Origin of the sequence: Streptomyces sp. HSW2009 (assembly GCF_040240285.1) — a bacterium.
GTDB lineage: Bacteria > Actinomycetota > Actinomycetes > Streptomycetales > Streptomycetaceae > Streptomyces.
The window spans coordinates 1-687 of sequence record NZ_JBEHZD010001314.1 but is presented as its reverse complement, the minus strand read 5'-3'; the positions used below and the strand labels follow the sequence as shown (position 1 = coordinate 687).

Here is a 687-nt window from a genome sequence, read left to right as displayed (position 1 = left end):
AGATGTGTATAAGACACACTCTTAGGTGAGGGTGAGCCGGCCGCCGGCGGCCGGCAGTTCAAAGCCCTGGGCCCAGCCGTCCACCGTGATCCGCTTGAGTTCCTTGCCGTCGAGCGTGGCCCGCCAGCCGGGCGCGGCCTTGTCGGCGACGCGCAGCACCCGGCCTGCGGGTCCTGCGGGCAGCGTGTCGCGGGCGGCGATCGGGCCGGCGGCGACGGGCAGCGGCACGGCCGCCGTCTGCTGGCCGTCCCCGCTGGTCGGCGGCAGTACGGTGACCCGGGCGACCCGCTGGTCGACGCGCCACAGGGCGCTGCCGTTCTGCTGGCTAAGCCGGGTCAGGCCCGGGGTGGTGTCCAGGACGCGGGCGAACTGGCGCGGGGCGCTGTCGCGTACCAGGACGTAGCGGACGGCGTAGCCGCCGAGTTCGTTGGTCTGGTCGGCTCCGGAGCCGGCGACGAGGTGGGCGACGACCCGGTCGAGCCGTTCGTCGCTGCCCGCCGCGGTGACCGCTTCGGCGTCGCCCAGGCGCGCGCCCGAGCCGCGGACCAGCAGGTAGTCGACGCGGGCCGCAGTGCCGTCGAGGACCAGGGTGCGGGCCTGGTCGCGGTTGCCGGCCTCCTCGGCGACGAACGCCGGGACCTGCACCGGGTCGCGCCGCTCCAGCGGGCCGTCGGCGCCGCCCAGCAT

General features: G+C 75.5%; 1 pseudogene. It reads right to left on the bottom strand.

What is annotated here, in order from left to right:
* Nucleotides 1-21: 21 nt before the first annotated feature.
* A pseudogene (locus AAHZ94_RS35525) lies at nucleotides 22-687 on the bottom strand (family 2 glycosyl transferase); the annotation flags it as partial.